The organism is Leucobacter exalbidus (genome assembly GCF_017834145.1).
Classification (GTDB): domain Bacteria; phylum Actinomycetota; class Actinomycetes; order Actinomycetales; family Microbacteriaceae; genus Leucobacter; species Leucobacter exalbidus.
In genome coordinates this window covers 2,933,916-2,951,294 of the sequence record NZ_JAFIDA010000001.1, presented here as the reverse complement: position 1 = coordinate 2,951,294, position 17,379 = coordinate 2,933,916, and the positions used below count along the sequence as shown (strand labels likewise).

Sequence of the window (17,379 nt, the reverse complement as noted above, 5' to 3'; positions counted from 1 at the left end):
GTCGCGTGCCCCGAAAGTTCACCGCGACACACCCTCCGATCGGCCCGCCAACACCACTAGAATCCTGTGGTGGGCATCTATCGTGATCTGAGCAAAACACCGGGCGTTTTTCGCGTACTCTTTTCTCAGCTCATGGCGCGATTCCCGTTTGGGATGCTGTCGATCATCTTGCTGCTGCACGTGCAGCTCGCCTACGGCGACTACACCTCAGCCGGTATCGTGCTCGCAACGCAGAGCATCGGCCAGGCGGTTTCTGGCCCACTGAGCAGCCGCTTCATGGGCAAGTGGGGCATGCGCCCCGTGCTCGCGGTGACCTCGGTTGTGTGCGCCATCTTGCTCGCGGCGATCGCGCTCACACAGCTGCCGATTTTCGTGCTTGCGGCGCTCGCGTTTCTGATGGGCCTCACCACGCCCCCGGTCACGCCCGCGGTGCGCACCATCTATCCCAAGCTCGTGCCTGGCCAGCAGCTCTCGGCGCTGTTCTCACTCGATGCCTCGGCGCAAGAGCTGATCTGGGTGCTCGGCCCCGTCGTTGCGGTGCTCGTCACCTCGCAGTTCGGCACCGTGGTGGGCCTGCTGGTCGCGGCAGCATTCTTGGTCGTCGGCGGCGCCTGGTTCATCATGAGCCCCGCGCTGGGCAAGCTCACCCTGCCCCCGTCGAAGCGCGGCCTCGGCGCGGTGCTGCGCTATCCCTCTGTCATCATTTCCACGGTCGTGGGTTTCTTCTTCGTGGCCTCATTCGCGGCCATCGAGGCCGGCATCGTCGCGGCGTTCCGCGGCCCAACGGGCGACGATCACGGCAGCCTCGAATCGGGCATCGTGCTCGCCCTGTTCGCTGGCGGATCCCTCGTGGGCGGGCTGCTGCTCGGCCACCGCGAAATGCGCCCGTGGTCACTCGCCCTGCGCATGACGATCGTGCTCGCGGGCACCATCGCCTGCCTGTTCAGCCTCAATATTTGGTGGCTGGGCACCGTCTTGTTCCTCGGCGGCATCGGCACCGCCCCCGCGTTCGCCGCGATCTCAAATATCGTGAGCGCCACGGTGCGCTTCTCAGAAACCGCCGAAGCATTTGGCTGGGTGGGCACTGGCCAGCTCGTGGGTGTGGCCGCCGGATCAGCCTTCGCCGGCGTCGCTATCGACTCCTACGGCGCTGAGGGCGCCATAGTCGTGTCGGCCGCATTGATTATGATCGGCACGATCTTTGCGATCGCGACGATGCGGTGGATTCCGGATCTTCGCGGGCGGGTCATCGAGCCTCCCGCTGAGACTGGCACCGTCACCATCCCGCTGCCGTAACGGCATCGCGCATTACCGCTTTCCAGCATCACGATTGGGGGCCGTTTCACCCACCGCTGTCGCGTTCGTTTTATGGTGTGAGCATGCACAGATTTCGGTTGGCACCACTGGTGATTGTCGCGGGGCTCGCCCTCGTGGGGCTCGCAGGCTGCGCGGGCGGGGCTTCAAGCTCCTCAAGCTCGCACACTGAGGCGACACTGGACGCGCGCCTCGGGTCGTCAGAGACAATGGCACCAGAAGTGATGGCACCCGATGGCATGCCGCCGGGCGTCATAGCCCCGAATGCCTCGGCCGCTGGCGCGATGGCGCCCGAAGTGGCGGAGCCTGCGGCCGCGGCGCAGCACGTCATTACGACGGCCGAGATCGTGCTCGAGTCTCAGCACCCCGACACTGCCGCCGATGAGGTTAGTAAGGTAGCGAAGCAGCTGGGCGGCTCGGTTGAGTCGTTGACGGTGCAGCGTGCCACGGGTGACGCCCCGGCCAGCGCCACCCTCGCGGTGCGGGTGCCCGCCGCCGCGATCGATGACGCGATAGCTGCGATCTCACAGTCGGGCACCGTGCGCTCAGAGAGCCGTTCAGCGCAAGACGTCACCGCTAGCTACGTCGATATCGAAGCCCGCGTGCAGGCGCTCGAAACCTCGGTGACCCGCCTGAATCGACTCATCGCTGATGCGACCACCACGAGTGACCTGCTCGAGGCCGAAAGCGCGCTCACGCAGCGGCAACAGGAGCTTGATGGGTTGCGCGCCCAACTCGCTGCGTTGAAGGATCAGGTGCAGCAGTCCACGATCTGGGTGTCGATCACCGCCCCCAGCGTGCTTCCCGGGGGTGGCCCGGGAAGCTTCTGGGAGGGGCTCGTCACCGGCGTCTCGTCACTCGCCGCGGCGGCCGCAGGTGCCCTCGTGGTGTTGGGGGTGCTGGTGCCGTGGCTCGTGGTGGTTGCGGTGATTGCTTTCGCGGTCGTGGTTACGGTGCGGGTGCGCAGGTCCCATCGAGCACGCGCTGCGCAGCCCGACGACCAGACTCAAGCGCTGCCGTAACCGTCGCGGGGTCGTCTTGCCAGGTCGCCTCGCCCGCCAGCTGCAGCACGCCGCCGATGGGATCGGCGAGCCGCGTGTGTGCCTCGGGCGGGGTGCCCAGCCGCGCGTACGCGTAGGCACCGTGTGCCCACTCATCATCGCGCCACCGGGTGATGCGCGCTGACACTGGCGCCGGAATATCTGGGCCGTAGATTTCGCGCAGCGCCCCCATCACATCGTCGACGATGTGCTCGTCGCTCCAGTCGCGTGTCGCCCGGGCTGCTGGGCCCGCCGCAAAGGTGAGCAGCGTGGGCGTGCCCGCCACCGAAGTCAGGTTGTACCAGGAGTGCCACCAGTCGGCCGCGCTGCCCTGTCGTTTAATCGCGTATACATCGGCATCCCAAAACGCGTGCGGAAACCGCAAGAACACCTTCTCGAAGTCGTTCATGGTGAGCCCGGCAAGGGCGTCGGCCACTCCCGCTGGCAGCGCCGGATCAAACCGAATCTGCCCCGATTGCAATACGCCCACCGGCACCGTCACGATCGCATGCGCCGCTCGGAATGTTTCGGTGCCGACGGTGACGGTCACGCCGCTGGCATCCCACGCCACCGTCTGCACCGCTGCCGACAACCGAATATCGAGGCCGGCCGCGAGACCGTGTGGCAGTGCGTCATACCCATCGGGAAACACCACCTCCTCGCCATCGATCAGGTCGTTGTCGAGTCCGTGCGCATCAAGATCCTCCCACCAGGCGCCATCCTGTTCTTCGGCGCGGTGCCGGTGGTATTCGCGCACGCGCTCGGCGCGATCCGGATCCCAGTTCATTTCACGAGCGGCCGTTGTCACCGCGGCCTCGACCGCCGTGGCGTACGAGGCGTCGCGGGCCGCGTGCGCAATTTCAGCGGCCAGCAGTGGTTCGAGGGCAACGATATCGGCGACGAAGGTGGCCACTCGGGCGGGGTCGAGCCGCTCGCCCCGTGGCCCGAAGTAGGCCATGGGGCGGCCACCGGGCTGGTAGCTCCCGACCGTGAATTCGATCTCGCGCATGCCGAACGCCCTGGTGGCCGCGTGCACTGAGCTGTCGGCGATGCCGTGAATCCACGAGGCGCCCACGTCGGTGCACCGGCCCGCTTCGCGTTCGGTGTGCACGCGGCCGCCGATGCGGTCGCGTGCTTCGAACACGATCACGCGGTGGCCGGCCTGGGTGAGCTCGCGTGCGGCAGTCAGCCCTGCGACGCCCGCGCCCACGACGATCACGTCGAGGTGCGCGGGCTCGAGGGCCTGGGTGATGACCGATTTAGGCATCGGGCACCAACACCTCGGTGTCGCGGTTGAGGCTTTCGCCACGGAAGAACACCTTGGAGTTGGGGCGCAGCCACCAGATCCCCATCAGCACAAAGCCGAGCAGGATCGCGCCGATGCCGATCACGAATGCGCCGCCCACCCCAAAGATCACGGTGTAGCTGTAGTCAACGTTAATCATGTCGATCGCCGACTGCACGAAGGCGTAGCCGAGCATCAGACCACCAAGCCCCGGCAGAATGCCGCGCATCCAGAGGTTGCGGGCGCTGTCGCGCAGGGTGTCGCGGAAGAACCAGACGCAGGCAAACGAGGTGATGGCGTAGTACAGCGCGACCGCGAGGCCCATGGAGGTGAGCGAGTCGGCCAGCATATCTTCCGACAGGATCGACATGCCAACGTAGTACACGATTGCGGCGATGCCCATCACGACGGTGGAGAACCAGGGCGTCTTGAAGCGGGGGTGCAGCTCAGCGAACTTTGCGGGCAGGGCCCGGTAGACCGCCATTGAGAGGGTGCCGCGTGCGGTCGGCAGAATCGTGGTCTGCGTCGACGATGCCGCCGACAGCATCACACCGAGAATCAAGAACCAGCCCCACGGCCCAAACAGTGCGCCGCTGAGCACGGTGAACACGTCGTCGAGGTTGGCCTCGTTGGTGAGACCGAAGCCGGTGTCGCCAAACCCGGCGAACATCATCACGGCGACCGAGATGCCCACGTACAGCACCACCAAGATGACGATACTCAAAAGGGCGGCGTGACCGGGGGTCTTGCGCGGGTTCTTGGTCTCTTCGTTCAGGGCGAGGCAGCTATCCCAGCCCCAGTAGATAAAGAGGGCGAGCAGCACGGCCTGCATGAAGCCCGACCATGAGGTGAGCTGGGCGGGGTTGAACCAGTTCCAGTCGAAGGCCACTGACCCGGCGTTTGAGCCATCGGCGGCGTGCATCAGGGCGAGCACACCGAACAAGACCATGGCGATCGTCTGAATCACCATCAGGATCATCTGCATGCGCTCACCGATTTGCACGCCCACGGTGCTCACGAAGGTCATCAGTGCCATGAAGAGCACCGAGGTAATGATGACGATCACGCGGTTGTCAGCGAACTCTTGGTTGCCGATCAGCAGCCAGAAGTATTTGCCAGTGATCTCGCCGACGTTGGCAAGCACCATCACACCGGCCACGGCGACCGCCCACCCGGCGATCCAGCCGGTGACGGGGCCAAAGGCTTTGGTACCCCACACGAATGAGGTGCCGCAGTCGGGCATCGCGCGGTTGAGCTCTTGGTAGGCGAGCGCCGCGAACACCATCGGAATACACGCGATTACGAAGACGAGCGGTGCCTGCGCACCGACGGCGACGATGACGTAGCCCAGGGTGGCGGCCAGCGAGTAGAGCGGAGCGGTCGAGGCGAGACCGATCACGGTCGACCCGACCACACCCAGCGCGCCCTGGTTCAGGCCCTTGCCGACGTGAATATGGCCCGTCTCAGTGGCGTTGGGGAGAGTAAGTTTCGACATTGGTACTTCTTTTCCGGCTGCGTCGCCGATTAGTTTCGTAGCTGCGGGAAGCGGCATCATTGCGTCCCGCCCAATGTCATTCTCGCAGACATTGACGTTGACATTCAGCCGTTTGCGGCAAAGTTTGCGGATTTCGTTGTTATATATCAATAATGCGCCCGAAAACGAAGCTCAGTTGTAGTTGGCATGCGAAAAAGCGGCGCTGCGAGCTAGTGCCTTTGAGGTGGGTGTGATTGACTAAGCAGTGTCATCACCCCGCACGACATTACTAAGGAGTAAGTCTGATGAGCACGTTCGCCGTCATCAACCCGGCCACGGGCGAGACCGTTGCCGAGTACCCCGACGCAACCGCAGCCGACATTGAAGCTTCACTCGCCTCCGCGCAGTCTGCGTACAAGGAGTGGGCACGTAAGACCACCGTTGCCGAGCGCGCCGCGCTCGCCAAGCGCGCAGCAGAGCTGTTCGACGAGCGCAAAGACGAACTCGGCGCAATCATCAACCGCGAGATGGGCAAGCCCCTCGACCAGGCTGCTGGCGAGGCTGAGTTCTCAGGCGCGATCACCGCGGCCTTCGCCGACAACGCCGAGAAGTGGCTTGCCGATGAGGTGCTCGAGGTTGAGGACGGCCTGAAGTCGTTCATTCGCCACCAGGGCACCGGCGTGATCCTGGGCATCATGCCCTGGAACTACCCCTACTACCAGGTTGCGCGCTTCGCAGTGCCCAACCTGATCTTGGGCAACACGATCATCCTGAAGCACGCGGCACAGTGCCCCGAGTCGGCTCTTGCCCTCGAGCAGCTGTTCCTTGACGCTGGCTTCCCCAAGGGTGCCTACGTCAACGTGTTCGCCACGCACGACCAGGTCAGCACGATCATCGCCGACGAGCGCGTGCAGGGCATCTCACTCACCGGTTCAGAGCGCGCTGGCGCCATCGTTGCCGAGCAGGCTGGCCGCGAGCTGAAGAAGTGCGTACTCGAGCTGGGCGGCTCTGACGTCTTCCTCGTGCTCGACACCGCCGATCTCGACCACGCGGTTGAGCACGCTGTGGGCGGCCGCATGGAGAACACCGGCCAGGCCTGCAACGGTTCAAAGCGCATCGTCGTAATGGACAAGTACTTCGACGAGTTCGCCGAGAAGTTCAAGGCAGCCATCGCGGGCCAGTCATACGAGGGTGGCGACTTCGGTCCCATGTCGTCGGCTGCCGCAACGAAGAACCTCGCCGCACAGGTGCAGGGCGCAATCGATCAGGGCGCCGAGGTGCTCGTGGGTGACAACACCCCCGAGGGCAACCTCTACACCCCGTCGATTCTGACCAACATCACGCCCGCGATGGATGTCTACAGCCAGGAGCTGTTCGGCCCAGTTGCGCAGCTGTACAAGGTATCGAGCGACGAAGAGGCCATCGACCTCGCTAACTCTTCACCGTACGGCCTCGGCTCTGTCGTCATCTGCGATGACCTCGAGCGCGCTGAGCAGATCGGCAACCAGCTTGATGTGGGCATGGTCTTCATCGGCGGCGCCGGCCTCGAGGGCGCTGACGTGCCCTTCGGTGGCGTCAAGAAGTCAGGCTACGGCCGCGAGCTGGGCAAGGGTGGCATGCTCGAGTTCGCCAACAAGAAGCTCTTCCGCTTCGCTGGCTAAATTCCTCAGCTAGAAAAACAAACGCGCTCCCGGATCCTGGATCCGGGAGCGCGTTTGTCGTATCAGGCAGTCATTGACCGCATCAAGCGCAGCTCGGGGCCCGTCACACATGCCGGGCCCCGAGCTAGTGGCTGGTTAGGCCTGCGGCAAGAACGCGCGGCCGAGCAGCTCGGTCACACCCGCAACGTCATCGAGGGCAAAGATACCCGCGACGTAGTGATCGGGGCGCACGACAACCACGGCGCCGTCGCGGCTCACGCCACGCTCAGCGAAGATATCGGTGTCGGCGATCGCCGCGTACACCTTTTCATAGTCGACGAGCTGGAACGGGCCCGACAGCGGCTTGAACAGCGGCGAGACCGCCGCGATGTCAACCTCGCGGTGCGACTGCTGGTAAACAGCCTTCACATCAAACACGCTGTCAAGGTCAGCACCTTCGGGCGTGAAGGTGCGCAGGGGCGAGTCTGCCGCGAGCAGCTGTTCGGCCCACTGATCGAGTCGCTCACCCGTGGCATCGGCGAACGCATACACGCGGTAGCGACCGTCGGCGCGGTGGTGGTGGCCAAGATGCACCGTGACCGCGTCACTGACGCGCACGGTTTCGACCGACTTGAAGCGCTTGCCGATCGGAAAGCCCGAGGCGAGCTGCTGCTGCGAATCAGCGGCCGTCAGCACCGACTCGGTGTATTCCGTCATGAACCCGGCGGGGAACTCGGCGGTCTGCACATAGAAGTCTTCGAGCTCGGTGGGTGACGCGAACTCCTCGGGGCGCTTCGCCATGAGGGTCGACCACTCCTTGTCGAAGTCGATGAGGTTCTTCGAGGTGACCTGGCGCTCGTCTGAGTAGGTGTGCAGCAGCGACTCGGGGCTGCGGCCCTCGAGCACATAGCCGAGCTTCCAGGCCAGGTTCCAACCATCCTGCATCGACACGTTCATGCCCTGGCCAGCCTTCGCCGAGTGCGTGTGGCAGGCGTCGCCGAGCAAGAACACGTTGGGGTCGCAGGGTTCGCCGTGCGCGTGCGCGTCGTCGAAGCGGTCGGTGAGGCGGTGCGCCACCTCGTAGACACTGTGCCAAGCAACATCGCGCACGTCGATCGTGTACGGGTGCATAATCTTGTTGGCCTGCGCGATGATCTCGTCGATCGTGGTCTCGCGCACCTTGCCGTGGTCTTCTTCGCCGACCTCACCCAGGTCGACGTACATGCGAAACAGGTGGTTACCCTCGCGCGGAATGTGCAGGATGTTGCCGCCGTCGTGCGACTGAATCGCGCACTTCTTCCGAATATCGGGGAAGTCGGTGATGGCGAGCACATCCATCACGCCCCAGGCGTGGAAGGCCTGGTCGCCGCGCAGTGAACCGCCGATGGCGCGGCGCACACCCGAGCGGGCACCGTCGGCGCCGACCACGTACTTCGCCCGCACGACGCGGGTTTCACCCTCGTGCTCCCCCGCGGTGATTTTCAGCGTCACGGTGATCGGAAAATCAGTGTCGGCGGTCTTCTCAAGCCCAATGAATTCATACCCAAAGTCGACCGAGACGCGGCCGGGGCCGCGCTGTGCGTACTCGTGGAAGTAATCGATAATGCGCGCCTGGTTCACGATCAGGTGCGGAAACTCGCTGATGCCGTGCTCGTCATCGAGTGACGTGGCCGTGCGCACGATGTTCTCGGGGTGCTCGGTATCGGGCTTCCAGAACGCCGTTTCAGTGATCTGGTAGGCCTCTTGGATGACCTGCGGGGCGAACCCAAAGGCCTGGAAGGTTTCGACGCTGCGCGCCTGGATGCCGTCGGCCTGGCCCACTTCGAGGCGGCTGGGGCGGCGGTCGATGATGCGCACTGATGCGGTCGGAAAGTGTGACAGCTGCGCGGCAGTGATGATGCCCGCGGGGCCCGCGCCCACGATGAGAACATCCATCGTGTCAGGGAGCTCTTCAGATCGGTTGATACCGACGCCGGCCGCGGGGTGCACGCGAGGATCGGCTGAGACATAGCCGTGGTGGTGGAACTGCACTGTTTCTCCTTGTGAGCATCGTTGCTATTGTTCATATAATGAACATGGCGTTTGAATATCGCACACTGATCATACGCTTTTCCTCCGCGCATCACAATGCGTGACCCGTATTGGAGAATGGAACCATGAGTATCGCCGCAACACCAGCCCCTTCGTCACCCCCTGCGGGGTCACAGACCCTCGCCCGCGGGCTGCGCGCGCTGGAAATCCTGGGCGATGCCCCGCGTCCCCTCTCCATCACCGAGCTTGCCGATGCGCTCGGCGTGCACCGCTCGAATGCCTACCGGCTGCTGCGCACCCTCGAAGAGCATCGCTTTGCCCTGCGCGATGACGCCGGCATGATTCGCCTCGGGCCACGCATGGCCGCGCTCGCTCGCGGCGTGGCCCCCGGCCTCACCACCGCCGCGACCCCCGAGATCACCCGGCTTGCACAAGATACCGGCATGACCGCGTTTCTCACGGTGCTCGACGGTGACGACATCATCACCATCGCTTCGGCCGAGCCCATGGGGGTGCCCGCGGCGGTATCGCGCCGCACGGGCGATCGACACTCCTGGCGCAAGGGTGCCCCGGGTCACGCCATCGAGGCGTCGCTGAGCGCGGCCGAGCGCGCCACACTGCTGGGCGAGGTCACCCCCACCCCCGAGTCGCTCGCCGCCATCGAGCGCGGGTATGCGCTCAGCACGAGCGAGGTAATGGACGGCGTCTTTGCCGTCGCGGTGCCGCTGCGGGTGGGCCGCGAGGCCCCCGCGTCCATCGCCGTGGTGCATTTCAATGCCCCCGGATCAATCGAGAGCATCGTCGCCCATCTGCAACAGACGGCAGAGCGGGTGGCGCGCAACTACCGCTAGCGCCCCACCCGCCCTCACTTCGTCATAGAAGCAACGACGCTAGTCGCGCTTTTCCCACACAAAGTGGCCCCTCTGCTGTTCCTCTTCGTTTTCGTGACCGAGTGCGATGCCCGAGCGGTCGCGCAGCAACAGCGTCGCGCCGAAGGCGACGATCATCACGCCGCCGATGTAGTAGGCCACCGACATTGAGCTGCCGGTCGCGGCGACGAGTGCCGCCGAGATCATGGGCGCGAACGCGCCACCCAAGATGGCACCGATGGCGTAGGTGATCGAGACGCCCGAGTACCTGATTGAGGCGGGGAACAGCTCGGCAAAGTACGCGGCCTGCTGACCGTAGGTGAAGCCGTTGCCGATGGAGAACAGCGCGAGGCCTAGGAACAACAGCCACACGTTGCCCGTGTTGACCATCGGGAAGAGCAAGAAGAGCACGGCCAGGAACGCAATCCAGCCGATGATGTAGGTGTTCTTGCGCCCGATCCGGTCAGAGATCGTGCCCGCCGCGAAGGTGCAGATCAGCCAGACCACCGAGGCACCGGCCACGGCCAGCAGCACCGGGGTGCGCTCCATCCCAACGAAGCCACCCTCGGCCACCGGGGTGGTCGCGTAGTTCTGAATGAAGCCACCGGTGGTCATGTAGCCGGCCGCGTTGTTGCCCGCGAAGGTGAGGGCCGCGAGCAGCACCAGCAGGCCGTGCTTCTTGAACAGCTGCACGACGGGCATCGTGCTCTGCTCCTTGCGCTCGGCGATCTGGTTGAACACGGGGCTTTCTTCGACGGTGCGGCGCACCACAATGCCGACCACCACGAGCACCACGCTCAGCAAGAACGGAATGCGCCAGCCCCACTCGAGAAACGCTTCGCCGGGCGAGATCACGCCGGTCATCAGAGCAAGCACACCCGAAGCGAGCAGCATGCCCAGCGGCACACCAATCTGCGGGAAGGCGCCCATGCGGCCGCGCGCGTTGGTGGGCGCGTGTTCCACCGCCATCAGCACGGCACCGCCCCACTCACCGCCGGTCGACAGGCCCTGCAGAATACGCAGCAGCATCAAGAGCACCGGCGCCAAAAGCCCCGCCGTCTCGTAGGTCGGCAGTACGCCGATCAGCGTGGTCGAGACACCCATCAAGATCAGGGTGACCACCAGCATGGCCTTGCGACCGATGCGGTCACCGTAGTGGCCAGCAAGGAAGGCCCCCAGCGGGCGGAAGAGGAAGCTCACCCCCACGGTGGCAAACGAAATAATCGTGGCCGCCTGCGAGCCAGCCGGTTCAAAGAAGAGCTTGCCAAACACGAGACCAGCGGCGCTGGCATAGAGGAAAAAGTCGTACCACTCGATGGTGGTGCCGATCACGGTCGCCGCAGCGACGCGGCGCATCTCGCGAGAGTTCGCCGATTGCGCGGGCGCAGTTGTTGACATGTTGAAAGACTCCTTCGTCAGTCGATAATCACCCACCCGTGTTCATATATCGAACACCTGTCTCAACTATGAGCACGAGCAGAGCCGAGAGCCACTGTAGCCAACTCTCAGCAATTTGTCACCATCATCCCACCCGATCGCCGCACAGTCGATAGACTGCACAGTGTCCAGCCGGCCCCCAAGAGGTCTGGCCGGCAAGGCGCTCGAAAAAGGGGCGCTGCTGCTTGGCGCGGCACAGGTGTGGCGCCAGCGAGACATACACGGTCCCCCTTCCTCATCGCTCAGTACGCGAAAGGCACTGTGATGTCCCCTCTTTCAACGCCCCCCGAAAACACTGCAACCCCGACGCTCACCCGTGCACTCGCGCTGGCCCTCGCCGCGCACACCAGCGCCAGCTTCGGCCTGATGGGCAACGGTAATGCCCACCTCATCGAAGACCTCACCGCGGCAGGCCTCAGCTACACCGCCGTGCGCCACGAAGCCGGCTCAGTGGCCGCCGCCGACGCCTATACCCGGGTGAGCGGCAAGATCGCGATCGCCACCACCACCTACGGCGCCGGCTTCACGAATACCCTCACCGCCCTCGCAGAGGCCGCGCAGGCCCGCACCCCCATGCTCGTCGTCGTTGGCGACGCCCCCAGCGCGGGGCCCCGGCCCTGGGATGTCGACCAAGAGATGCTCGCGGCCGCCCTCGGCGTGCGCACCCACACCCTCTCGGTCACCAACATCGAGCGCACCGTCGAACGCGCCGTCTCGCAGGCCACCAGGCTTCGCCGCCCCGTCGTGCTCGCCATCCCCTACGACATCGTGAGCGCGGCCGCGGTCGCCCCCGTCACCGTCGCGCCCAAGCCCGAGGGCATCGACCTCGACGACCCCGCGGTGCTTTCGGCGCTCGCGGCTTCGGTCTCGCAGCACACGGTCACCCCGCAGGCGCAGCCTACCCGGCCCGTCACCGGGGTGCTTGATCACCAGCTCGAGACCGCCGCCCTCGCCCTGATCGAGGCCGAACGCCCGCTCATCATCGCGGGCCGCGGCGCACATCTCGCGGGCGCCGGCGCCGAACTGGGCACGCTCGCTGACTGCCTCGGCGCGCTCACCGCGACCTCGGCTCTCGCCCGCGGCATCTTCCCTGATGCCCAGTACGACCTCGGCGTGACGGGCGGCTTCGGACAGTTAGCCGCCATGGACGTCGTCGCACAGGCCGATGTGGTGGTCGTGGTGGGCGCGAGCCTCAACCAGTTCACCATGCGCTTTGGCGACCTTTTGGGCGCGGGCACCACGGTGATTCGCATCGACACCGAGCAGGTGCTTCCCCCCAAGAGCCAGGTGCCGCTCACGCACCAGCTGCTGCAGGGTGACGCGCGCGCCACCGTCACCGCGCTCACCCAGGCGATCGAACAAGAGCGCGCCAAGCTCACGCTCACGCAAGAACGCGACGGTGCCACGCAGCCCTCCGCGCTCCCCTGGCGCGAGCGCGTCGAGGGCCTCGCTCCCGGGGCGCGCTTGCGGGCGCGCGATGCTGGCGCCGCGGGATCCGGATCATGCCCCGATGGCCGCCTCGACCCGCGCGCGGTGGCGAGCCGTGTCGCCGAGCTGCTGCCCGCCGATCGCCACGTCACAACCGACGGCGGCCACTTTCTCGGCTGGGCAAATATGTATTGGCCGGTCGCGTCGCCCGAGCGCATGATCATGGTCGGCACCGCCTACCAGACAATTGGGCTCGGCTTCTCAACCGTCGCAGGCGTTGCCGTCGCGGCCCCCGAAACGACCGTCGTGCTCAGCACGGGCGACGGCGGCGGGCTCATGGCTCTCGCCGATCTCGAAACCGCCATTCGCACCGCCCCCAGCTGCGTCATCGTGGTGTGGAACGACGCCGCCTATGGCGCCGAGGTGCACCTGTACGGCGAAATGGGTCTCGCGCAGGGCCCCATGCTCATTCCCGAGGTGAACTTTGCCGGGGTCGCCGAGGCGCTGGGCGCGCAGGGCGTGATCGTGTCGCAGCTTGCCGACCTCGATGCACTCGCCGAGTGGACGGTGGCGGGCGGGCGGGGCACGATCGTGCTCGACTGCCGTGTTTCGCGCAGCGTCGTCGCCGAGTACCAACGCGAGATTCAGCGCGTCAACGGGCTCCACGTCGAGGCAGAGTAGCCACCGCTGGCCCCGGGGTTATCGCGCGGCAGTCGCCTGCTTCGCGATTTCCCCGGCCAGCACCTGCCCGCCGCTCGTGGTGAGCGCGCGGCGCCAGGGCAGCACGCCCTCGATCTCGATCTGAATCGACATGCTCAGCACCGTACGAATCACCACGATCAGCCCGAGCACTGCGGCGTCTTCGAGCGAGGGCGCCGACAGCGTGTGAATAATGTCGGCGGCGACAAAGATCTCAAGGCCGAGCAGAATCGAGCCGCCGATCGTGGTGCGCAGCGCTTGATAGGCTGCCGCGCCGCCGGCCCCACGTCGCAGCGCCCGCACCGCGAGCACGGCGGCAATCACAAACCCCGCCACGACGGCTACGACACCGGTGAATTCAATCACCGTCACGATCACTTCGAACCAGGCCTCAATGCGCATGCGCACAGCTTAGCGGTGGGCATGCGAAGCACAGGGCTCAGGTAGGTGGAATGTAGCGATCATCAATCATTCAGATAGGCCGGCACGGTGTAGTCTCTCGGCTACGGTTGAGCTGCGTGATCTACGCTGCAGATCAAGGCTGTTAGGCAGATAGACGCAATGAGGTGGATGTCGAGTGGTGAATAGTACTGGCGCGCGGGCAGACAACATCGGCACGTTTCGATCGCTCGCATCACAGTCATTCGTGCCGTTGCGCGTGACCGCCGACGGGCGCGAGCCGTTCGCCGCCAAACTCAGCACAGCTGACGCCGACGATGTCGTGTTCTCTGAGGTGGTCGCCAGGCCCCACCTCGTTGAGCGCACCCCCGAAACCATTGCGACCGGGGGCAGCGGATACTACAAGCTCAGCCTGTTGCTTGCGGGCAGCGGGGTGCTCGTGCAAGACGGCCGCGAGGTCGTGATGCAGGCGGGTGACCTGTCGGTGTATGACACGTCACGGCCCTACTCATTGGTGTTCACCGAAGACATTCGCAATGTCATCATGATGTTTCCGAAGAACCGGCTCGACCTCCCCGCCCCCATCACCGAGCAACTCACCGCGGTCTCGCTGGGCAGGGAGCACATCGGGCTCACTCCCGTAATCTCGGCGTTCCTATCGCAGTTTCCGGCCCAGCTCTCGCCGCTCACCGATCGGGTGCGCGTGAAACTCGCGCACACGAGCCTCGACCTTGTTTCCACCCTGTTTGCGAGCATTTTGGACGCGAGCGCAGACACCCGCGACCCGCACCAGCAGCTGCTGCAGCGCGTGTATGGCTATATCGATGACCACCTGGGGTCGACAGACCTCTCCCCCGGTTCGATCGCCAGCGCGCACTACATTTCGACGCGTCACCTGCACTCACTGTTTCGCCAGGCAGACACCACGGTGTCGACCTGGATTCGTGAGCGCCGCCTCGAACGCTGCCGGGCAGATCTTCTTGATCCGGGGCATGCGCTTCTTCCCATTGCCGCGATTGCCGCGCGCTGGGGCTTCGCCGATGCCGCGCATTTCAGCCGGGTGTTCAAGAACGCTTACGGCATCAGCCCGAGCGAACTGCGCGCCCGGTAGCGAGATCCACCGAGCGCGCAATACCTCCTGCGGCTATTTCACCGAGCCCGCGGTGAGGCCACCGACGATGTATTTCTGCAGGAACAAGAACAGTGCAACCACGGGCAGGGCTGCGATCACGGCGCCGGCCGAGAACGCGCTCCAGTCGGCGTAGCGCGGGTTCGACACGAGCTTGGTGAGCCCGACGGCCAGCGTCTGCTGGTCGGTGTCGATGAGCAGCACCGAGGCCACCACGAACTCGTTCACCGAGGCGATAAATGACAGCAGCGCCACGACCGAGAGAATCGGCGCCACGAGCCGCAGAATGATCGTGAAGAAGATGCGCGCGTGACCTGCGCCGTCGAGCTTTGCGGCCTCGTCGATCGACACGGGCACGGTGTTAAAGAAGCCGTACATCAGGAAGGTATTCACGCCGAGGGCGCCCCCGAGGTACACCATGATCAGGCCGATGTGCGTGTTCAGCCCGATCGCGGGGAACAGGTCACCGATCGCGCTCATCAGCAGGAAGATCGCGACGACCGCGAGCAGCTGCGGGAACATCTGGATGACGACGATCGCGATGAGCCCAAACCGGCGGCCGGCGAAGCGCATGCGCGAGAACGAGTAGGCCGCAAGCGCGCCCAGAAAGACCGTCAAGAACGCGGTGATGCCCGAGATGATCAGGGTGTTGCCGAACCAGGTAAGGAAGGGCACCTTGGGGTCGTTGAGAATGCGCGTGTAGCTGTCGAGGCCGATCTTGGAAAACAGCGCGTTTGATCCGGTAAGCGTGCCGTTGGGGTTCAGCGATGACGAAATCACGAACACGATCGGAAACAGCGAGAAGATCACGATCGCGATGCCCACAAGGTGACGCCACCCGGTGGCCGCGAACCAGCGTCGCAGGTTAAACGGTCGCTTGTTGTTCGGGCGGATGGCACCGCCGCGACGCCCCGGCAGCACGGCGGCGCGGGTCGAGAGATCGTCGAAGTTGTCGGCAACGTCGGCGCGCATTGCGCCGGGGCCGGTGGGCAGCGGGTCGTTGGTAGCCATCAGCTCAGCTCCTCGAGTGACTTAGTGCGGCGGAAGGCGATGACCGAGATGATGGCCACGATGATGAAGATGATGATCGAGTAGGCGCTGGCGAGCCCATAGTCGCGGGTTTGCCCGGTGAAGGCCACCTTGTAGACCATCGAGATCAAGATGTCGGTGTGCCCCACGGGAATCGGGGCGCTCGCATCGCGCGGGCCGCCGTCGGTGAGCATGTAGATGACGTTGAAGTTGTTGAAGTTGAACGCAAACGAGGCGATCAACAGCGGCGCCACCGAGACGAGCAGCAGCGGCAGTTTGATCAGGCGGAACACCGACCATGGGCTGGCACCGTCGACCCTGGCGGCTTCTTGTAGCTCATCGGGGATGGATTGCAGGGCGCCGGTGCACACGAGGAACATGTAGGGGAATCCGAGCCACAGGTTCACGAGCAGCACCGAGAATTTGGCGAGCACCGGATCAGTGAGCCAGGGTATCGAGGCCCCGCCGAACAGCACCTGGTTGATGAACCCGAAGCTCTCGTTCATCATGCCCGCCCAGATCAGGGCCGATAGGAACGAGGGCACCGCGTAGGGCAAGATCATCAGCACGCGGTAGTACTTGCGGCCTCGCATGCGGGCGTCGTTGAACACCATGGCGAGCAGCAGACCGAGGAAGAAGGTTGAGGCGACCGAGATTAGCGCGAAGGCGAAGGTCCACAGGGTGACGTAGACGAGGGGGCCGGTGAGCCGCTGGTCGGTGACCGCGCGCACAAAGTTGTCGGCGCCGATGGGAATCTGCCAGCCGGGCATCAGCACTTCGCCGGCCTCTGAGGTGAAGGCCCCCGTGCCGTTATCTTGGTACACCGTGCCGGTGTCAAGGTTGGTCATCGACCCGGCCTGCTCGTCGTAGGTCAGGCTCGAGGTGTAGAGGTAGGCGCTGGCCCCGTCGGGGGTGCGCAGCGCCCCGTCATTGGGGTCGTCAGAGAACGGCACCGAAAGCTCCGAGATAGCGTCGGTGCGGGCGATGACGTCGGCGAACTGCAGCGTCGACCAGCCGTCGGCCGCCACCGCCCGACCGTCTTCAATCGTGGCGTTGACGGGAGCGAGCGGGGTATCTGCGGTGCCGAGCATCGCTTCGCCGTCGGCATCGGTGACGAGCAGGCCGAGCGTGCCCGCCTGGTCCACCACCGTTACCGGGTAAGCGCGCGAGTCTTCGACGCGCTCAAGCGATGATGACATCAGCGATGAAACGGCCTGGTCTTTCGAGCCGTTGTGCCCGGTGCCGTAGTTCGTGAAGGCGATGTACCCCGTGTAGACGAGCACAAACACCTGAAACAGGATGAGGAAGATGACGCCGGGCGCGAGGTACTTCGCGGGGAGTTTGCGCCGCGAGAAGTAGATCCAGTTCACGATCGCGGCCACCCCCACCACGATGGCGGCGACGAGCCACTGACCTGCGGTCGCGAGGATCACCACGCCGTAGATGGCGACGGCGTCAACGACGCCAAGCAAGAGCAGCTTGAGCAACAGTACTTTCACGCCCCCGGCTGCTGCGTCAGCGATGTGTGACGCGCGCCGCTGACGCTTTGTCAGTTTCACGCCTGAGACGGCGTCGTCGTCAGTCTTGATGCTCATTCTGCCCAGA

The 17,379-nt window shown here is 64.9% G+C and carries 13 protein-coding genes; 6 read left to right on the top strand and 7 right to left on the bottom strand.

All coding sequences use genetic code 11. The features are described 5' to 3' along the window. Positions 1 to 69: 69 nt before the first annotated feature. Both JOF28_RS13355 and JOF28_RS13350 read left to right on the top strand, forming a co-directional pair. Positions 70 to 1,296: an MFS transporter gene (locus tag JOF28_RS13355; protein WP_209706259.1), complete on the top strand. Its 1,227-nt coding sequence runs from the start codon at positions 70 to 72 to the stop codon at positions 1,294 to 1,296. Between the two features lie 83 nt (positions 1,297 to 1,379). Next, entirely contained in the window at positions 1,380 to 2,336 is a 957-nt protein-coding gene (locus JOF28_RS13350; RefSeq protein ID WP_209706257.1) for a DUF4349 domain-containing protein, read from the top strand. Here the strand turns inward: JOF28_RS13350 and JOF28_RS13345 are convergent. Together JOF28_RS13345 and JOF28_RS13340 are read right to left on the bottom strand one after the other, a co-directional pair. Next, positions 2,263 to 3,621: a flavin monoamine oxidase family protein gene (locus JOF28_RS13345; protein WP_209706255.1), complete on the bottom strand. Its 1,359-nt coding sequence runs from the start codon at positions 3,619 to 3,621 to the stop codon at positions 2,263 to 2,265. The two genes, JOF28_RS13350 and JOF28_RS13345, sit on opposite strands and share 74 nt — an antisense overlap. Then, positions 3,614 to 5,134, bottom strand: a complete 1,521-nt coding sequence (locus tag JOF28_RS13340) for an APC family permease (protein WP_209706252.1) — start codon at positions 5,132 to 5,134, stop codon at positions 3,614 to 3,616. The genes JOF28_RS13345 and JOF28_RS13340 overlap by 8 nt, the downstream gene beginning before the upstream one ends. A gap of 284 nt (positions 5,135 to 5,418) precedes the next feature. Between JOF28_RS13340 and JOF28_RS13335 the strand changes: the two genes are divergently transcribed. Next, the gene (locus JOF28_RS13335; RefSeq protein WP_209706250.1) at positions 5,419 to 6,774 is read left to right on the top strand and encodes an NAD-dependent succinate-semialdehyde dehydrogenase; all 1,356 of its coding nucleotides are present in this window, start codon (positions 5,419 to 5,421) and stop codon (positions 6,772 to 6,774) included. A gap of 135 nt (positions 6,775 to 6,909) precedes the next feature. Here the strand turns inward: JOF28_RS13335 and JOF28_RS13330 are convergent, their stop codons facing one another. Beyond that, positions 6,910 to 8,784, bottom strand: coding sequence for an FAD-dependent monooxygenase (locus JOF28_RS13330; RefSeq protein WP_209706248.1), 1,875 nt, complete (start codon positions 8,782 to 8,784; stop codon positions 6,910 to 6,912). A gap of 125 nt (positions 8,785 to 8,909) precedes the next feature. Between JOF28_RS13330 and JOF28_RS13325 the strand changes: the two genes are divergently transcribed. Next, entirely contained in the window at positions 8,910 to 9,635 is a 726-nt protein-coding gene (locus JOF28_RS13325) for an IclR family transcriptional regulator (protein ID WP_209706246.1), read from the top strand. Between the two features lie 39 nt (positions 9,636 to 9,674). On the opposite strand, the gene JOF28_RS13320 is transcribed toward JOF28_RS13325, so the two are convergent. Then, a complete protein-coding gene (locus JOF28_RS13320; RefSeq protein WP_209706244.1) occupies positions 9,675 to 11,051 on the bottom strand; it encodes an MFS transporter in 1,377 nt (458 codons plus the stop codon). Positions 11,052 to 11,354: 303 nt separating this feature from the next. Here JOF28_RS13320 and JOF28_RS13315 point away from each other — a divergent pair, with 303 nt between their 5' ends. Then, complete coding sequence (locus tag JOF28_RS13315; protein ID WP_209706242.1) at positions 11,355 to 13,199, top strand: thiamine pyrophosphate-binding protein; 1,845 nt, start codon at positions 11,355 to 11,357, stop codon at positions 13,197 to 13,199. A gap of 18 nt (positions 13,200 to 13,217) precedes the next feature. On the opposite strand, the gene JOF28_RS13310 is transcribed toward JOF28_RS13315, so the two are convergent. Next, positions 13,218 to 13,619, bottom strand: coding sequence for a DUF1622 domain-containing protein (locus tag JOF28_RS13310; protein ID WP_209706240.1), 402 nt, complete (start codon positions 13,617 to 13,619; stop codon positions 13,218 to 13,220). A gap of 175 nt (positions 13,620 to 13,794) precedes the next feature. On the opposite strand from JOF28_RS13310, the gene JOF28_RS14850 reads away from it, so the two are divergent. After that, positions 13,795 to 14,727 carry an AraC-like ligand-binding domain-containing protein gene (locus JOF28_RS14850; RefSeq protein ID WP_209706238.1) on the top strand — a complete coding sequence of 311 codons (933 nt, stop codon included), beginning with the start codon at positions 13,795 to 13,797 and terminating at the stop codon, positions 14,725 to 14,727. Positions 14,728 to 14,760: 33 nt separating this feature from the next. Here the strand turns inward: JOF28_RS14850 and JOF28_RS13300 are convergent, their stop codons facing one another. Both JOF28_RS13300 and JOF28_RS13295 read right to left on the bottom strand, forming a co-directional pair. Further along, positions 14,761 to 15,756 carry a sugar ABC transporter permease gene (locus JOF28_RS13300; protein ID WP_245189977.1) on the bottom strand — a complete coding sequence of 332 codons (996 nt, stop codon included), beginning with the start codon at positions 15,754 to 15,756 and terminating at the stop codon, positions 14,761 to 14,763. After that, positions 15,756 to 17,369 (bottom strand): ABC transporter permease subunit, encoded by a 1,614-nt coding sequence (locus tag JOF28_RS13295; RefSeq protein ID WP_209706236.1) that lies wholly within the window; start codon positions 17,367 to 17,369, stop codon positions 15,756 to 15,758. Before JOF28_RS13295 ends, JOF28_RS13300 begins: the two co-directional genes overlap by 1 nt. Positions 17,370 to 17,379: the final 10 nt, after the last annotated feature.

Excerpts from the sequence above, each read along its gene's own strand:
- JOF28_RS13335 (WP_209706250.1), top strand. The coding sequence starts at position 5,419 with ATGAGCACGTTCGCCGTCATCAACCCGGCCACGGGCGAGACCGTTGCC.
- JOF28_RS13320 (WP_209706244.1), bottom strand. The coding sequence starts at position 11,051 with ATGTCAACAACTGCGCCCGCGCAATCGGCGAACTCTCGCGAGATGCGC.
- JOF28_RS13315 (WP_209706242.1), top strand. The coding sequence starts at position 11,355 with ATGTCCCCTCTTTCAACGCCCCCCGAAAACACTGCAACCCCGACGCTC.
- JOF28_RS13340 (WP_209706252.1), bottom strand. The coding sequence starts at position 5,134 with ATGTCGAAACTTACTCTCCCCAACGCCACTGAGACGGGCCATATTCAC.
- JOF28_RS13345 (WP_209706255.1), bottom strand. The coding sequence starts at position 3,621 with ATGCCTAAATCGGTCATCACCCAGGCCCTCGAGCCCGCGCACCTCGAC.
- JOF28_RS13350 (WP_209706257.1), top strand. The coding sequence starts at position 1,380 with ATGCACAGATTTCGGTTGGCACCACTGGTGATTGTCGCGGGGCTCGCC.
- JOF28_RS13300 (WP_245189977.1), bottom strand. The coding sequence starts at position 15,756 with ATGGCTACCAACGACCCGCTGCCCACCGGCCCCGGCGCAATGCGCGCC.
- JOF28_RS13310 (WP_209706240.1), bottom strand. The coding sequence starts at position 13,619 with ATGCGCATTGAGGCCTGGTTCGAAGTGATCGTGACGGTGATTGAATTC.
- JOF28_RS13325 (WP_209706246.1), top strand. The coding sequence starts at position 8,910 with ATGAGTATCGCCGCAACACCAGCCCCTTCGTCACCCCCTGCGGGGTCA.
- JOF28_RS13295 (WP_209706236.1), bottom strand. The coding sequence starts at position 17,369 with ATGAGCATCAAGACTGACGACGACGCCGTCTCAGGCGTGAAACTGACA.